The 462-nt window shown below is 63.6% G+C and carries 1 pseudogene; it reads left to right on the top strand.

Annotated features, from left to right (window positions below):
• A pseudogene (locus EXE45_RS17910) lies at positions 1-418 on the top strand (DUF955 domain-containing protein); the annotation flags it as partial.
• Positions 419-462: the final 44 nt, after the last annotated feature.

A 462-nucleotide genomic window follows, 5' to 3' on the forward strand; every position in this document is an offset into this window, starting at 1 on the left:
TGTCGTCGATGCCGCAGCCGATCTTGGCGTGACCGTTGAGATTATTGCGGCGACTGCGTGGCCGCACGGCGACGCTGCCGGTGTGTGTCGCCACGACGACGAGGTGCCCCACATCGAGGTGCGTCACGACGACCCCGCGGCGATGGTTGGGACGTGTGTCCACGAGTACGCCCACGCACTACTCCATGACGCAGCCGACGCGGCCGACCAGACTGCCCGTGAACTGGAGGCCGAGGCGGTCGCGTACGTTGTCGGGCGGCACTTCGGGCTTGAGATGGACGGGTCAGCGCGGTATCTCGCGGCGTGGAGTGATGACGATCCTGATCGGCTCCTCACCCGGTGTGAACGGATTCGGGAGACGGGTCAGACCGTCATCGACGCGGTTGCCGAACACGGTGACTGTCCCGCGAGTATCTAGACTATTGCTATAGACCCTTCTTTGTGGAAACGCTTAGAATGCCC

The organism is Halorubrum sp. SP9 (genome assembly GCF_005435015.1).
In the GTDB taxonomy this organism is placed as follows: domain Archaea; phylum Halobacteriota; class Halobacteria; order Halobacteriales; family Haloferacaceae; genus Halorubrum; species Halorubrum sodomense.